Source organism: Enterobacter cloacae complex sp. IR5458 (assembly GCF_049238025.1).
GTDB classification, from domain to species: domain Bacteria; phylum Pseudomonadota; class Gammaproteobacteria; order Enterobacterales; family Enterobacteriaceae; genus Enterobacter; species Enterobacter kobei.
The window spans coordinates 1-3,263 of record NZ_JBMKIF010000096.1; the positions used below are offsets into that span (position 1 = coordinate 1).

Sequence of the window (3,263 nt, forward strand, 5' to 3'; positions counted from 1 at the left end):
TACCCATGTATCCGGTCTAAAGTGTTACCCATGTTTCCGGTTCATACCGCAGCGCCACCGGGGGAGAAAGTGCTACTTACTCGCCTTCTCGGCACGCTGGCGACGCAGCTCTTTCGGGTCGGCAATCAGCGGACGATAAATCTCCACCCGATCGCCCTCTTTCAGCACGTCACCCAGCTTCACCGGACGGCTGTAAATACCGACCTTATTTTTCGCCAGGTCGATATCACTGCGAAGCTCGAGGATGCCGGACGCGCGGATAGCCGCTTCTACGGTCGCGCCCTCGTCCAGCATCACGCGCTGCAAATACTGTTTCTCTGGCAACGCGTACACCACTTCCACAGCAATCTTATGCGACACTGTAAACCTCTTTGGCGCGGGTCGTGAACGCCTGAACCATATTCGAGGCCAGCTCTTTAAAGATGCGGCCAAACGCCAGCTCAATCAGCTTATTGGTAAATTCAAAGTCCAGATGGAACTCAATACGGCAGGCGTCCGCGCTCAGTGGGGTAAACTTCCAGCCCCCCATCAGCGTTTTAAACGGACCATCGACCAGATGCATCAAAATACTCTGATTGCTGGTCAGCGTATTGCGGGTGGTGAACGTCTTGCTGATCCCCGCTTTGGAGACATCCACCGCCGCGGTCATCTGCGTCGGGCCAGACTCCAGAACGCGGCTTCCGGTACACCCCGGAATAAATTCTGGATAAGACTGAACATCGTTCACTAACTGATACATCTGTTCCGCGCTGTAAGGCACAAGCGCAGTACGGCTAATCTGAGGCATAGCATTTTCCATGGTCACACAACGGACAAATAATAACATTTATCACCTGTTAAAAAAACGCTAAGCCTCATCTCGTGCTAAGATAGCGCGTTAGACCTCACAGGACGCAATGAGGTGACTTTTTGAAATCAGATTACCGACGGCTTTACGACACTTATGACGAAGAAAAAAGCACATAAACCAGGCTCGGCGACCATTGCGCTCAACAAGCGTGCGCGCCACGAGTATTTCATTGAAGAAGAATTCGAAGCTGGCCTTGCGTTACAGGGCTGGGAAGTAAAATCGCTGCGCGCCGGGAAAGCCAATATCGGCGACAGCTACGTGATCCTGAAAGATGGCGAAGCTTTCCTGTTCGGCGCGAACTTTACGCCGCTGACCGTCGCCTCGTCACACTACGTGTGTGACCCAACGCGCACCCGTAAGCTGCTGCTAAATAAGCGTGAGCTGGAATCTCTCTACGGACGCATCAACCGCGAAGGTTTCACCGTGGTCGCCCTATCGCTGTACTGGAAAAACGCCTGGTGCAAGGTGAAGGTTGGCGTCGCGAAGGGTAAAAAGCAGCACGACAAACGTACTGACCTGAAAGAGCGCGAGTGGCAGCTTGATAAAGCGCGCATCATGAAAAACGCAGGACGTTGATTCTGCACACTTATTGTACTATTCAATAAGTTAGCGTTCCGGGCTGGTATCCAGGAAGTGAAATCTGGTATACTCAGTTCAACACTATTGGGGCTGATTCTGGATTCGACGGGATTTGCGAAACCCAAGGTGCATGCCGAGGGGCGGTTTGCCTCGTTAAAAGCCGCAAAAAAATAGTCGCAAACGACGAAAACTACGCTTTAGCAGCTTAATAACCTGCTCTGAGCCCTCTCTCCCTAGCTTCCGCTCTTAAGACGGGGATCAAAGAGAGGTCAAACCCAAAAGAGATCGCGTGGAAGCCCTGCCTGGGGTTGAAGCGTTAAAACTAATCAGGCTAGTTCGTTAGTGGCGTGTCTGTCCGCAGCTGGCGTGCGAATGTAAAGACAAACTAAGCATGTAGTACCGAGGATGTAGAAATTTCGGACGCGGGTTCAACTCCCGCCAGCTCCACCAATCATGATTGGACAGTGATAGGACATCACTAGCAATAACAGGAAGTTAGCAGTCTCGGCAGGACACCGACCAGACGGTGAGGAGACAAAAAAGGATACGCAAAGGAGCCGCGGCTCCCGAGTGACAAACAAGCCCGCTTATGCGGGCTTTTTTGTTTTACTTCACCGACAAGCAAACCGCTGTATCATGCCGGTATGAAGATGAGCTAAGGATAGGCTTTTGTATCAGCTCAATGTTCATATAAAAACATTTCGAACTTTGGTGCACAACACTACATAGGGATAACTTTATGTCTCTTCGTTTCAGACAAACCTTTACTTTGTTTCCTGGCGTTAGGCTCAACATTAGTAAGCGTGGAGTAAGTGCAAGCATCGGCGTACCGGGTGCAACTGTCAATGTTGGGAAAAAAGGGCTCAGAGCAACCGTAGGACTACCGGGTACAGGCTTATCTTATACTACACCTACCGTGCCCTATGATTATGGGCACTCAGTTACTAATCCATTAAATCCGTCCTCCACAGAACCTCATTTTGGAGCGCCGGAGACATCCCCAAGTAACATACCATCGAACGCTAAAATATATATGCCCATGGCTGGCATGAATGAAATTTCCAGCGCTTCGGTAGAAGTCCTGACAAGTTCCTCCCTTTTACCTTTACGAGATTTGATTGCTAAAGCACGAGAACAAAGGGCAGAGATAAAAGCGGATCTACAAGAGGCTCTTGCTGAAGAATCAAAACAAAAGAACGAGCTGGTTCGTCGCAAATCAAGTCTATTCCGTTGGTTTTACAAACGGCGCATCGCAGAACTTGAGACAGAGCTCCCCCTGACGCAAGCTGAGATATCTCGCCTAGTATCCTGGGAAGACAACACAAAAGTAGCCATAACATTCGAGAGCAGTGATACTTCGCAACGCGCATATGCAGCAATGGTCCGCGCATTCGATATGTTAAAATCAAGTGTTAAAAAATGGGATATTACTGCAGATAAAGCTACAGACCAGTTTGCCGAAAGAACATTGGCAACCCGGTCAGTTAACCGTCACCCAGTTACCTTTGATTTCTGTTCAACAGATCTCATTCAATTTACAGGGCGTGCGATGCGGTTTGAAAATGTGAATGGCGACGATATTTTGCTTTATCCTGGAGTTGCAGTCATACCACGAGCTGATGGGGCGTTCGCTCTGATTGATTTACGCGAGTTACAAATCAGTTCAGAATATCGAAGATTCCACGAGGAAGAAGGTGTTCCCAGTGATTCACGCATAGATGGGTATACATGGGCGAAAACGAATAAGAATGGCTCGCCAGACCGTAGATTTAAAGGTGATGTAGCCCCCTGAAACACCAGACAGTAGCTGTATCTCCAGATAAGAGATAGGCTT

The 3,263-nt window shown here is 49.4% G+C and carries 4 protein-coding genes and 1 other RNA gene; 3 read left to right on the forward strand and 2 right to left on the reverse strand.

Features of this window, described 5'->3' with window-relative positions:
- Positions 1-72 precede the first annotated feature (72 nt).
- Positions 73-360, reverse strand: a complete 288-nt coding sequence (locus ACOTYN_RS25970; RefSeq protein ID WP_023331115.1) for an RnfH family protein — start codon at positions 358-360, stop codon at positions 73-75.
- Positions 350-787 carry a type II toxin-antitoxin system RatA family toxin gene (locus ACOTYN_RS25975; RefSeq protein WP_014832955.1) on the reverse strand — a complete coding sequence of 146 codons (438 nt, stop codon included), beginning with the start codon at positions 785-787 and terminating at the stop codon, positions 350-352. The genes ACOTYN_RS25970 and ACOTYN_RS25975 overlap by 11 nt, the downstream gene beginning before the upstream one ends.
- A 156-nt stretch (positions 788-943) precedes the next feature.
- On the opposite strand from ACOTYN_RS25975, the gene smpB reads away from it, so the two are divergent.
- The 3 genes from smpB to ACOTYN_RS25990 all read left to right on the forward strand — a co-directional run bounded on the left by smpB (position 944) and on the right by ACOTYN_RS25990 (position 3,221).
- Positions 944-1,426, forward strand: a complete 483-nt coding sequence (gene smpB, locus ACOTYN_RS25980) for an SsrA-binding protein SmpB (protein WP_008502505.1) — start codon at positions 944-946, stop codon at positions 1,424-1,426.
- Between the two features lie 89 nt (positions 1,427-1,515).
- Positions 1,516-1,879, forward strand: a transfer-messenger RNA (tmRNA) gene (ssrA, locus tag ACOTYN_RS25985).
- A 289-nt stretch (positions 1,880-2,168) separates the two neighbouring features.
- The gene (locus tag ACOTYN_RS25990; protein WP_421634796.1) at positions 2,169-3,221 is read left to right on the forward strand and encodes a DUF4236 domain-containing protein; all 1,053 of its coding nucleotides are present in this window, start codon (positions 2,169-2,171) and stop codon (positions 3,219-3,221) included.
- Positions 3,222-3,263: the final 42 nt, after the last annotated feature.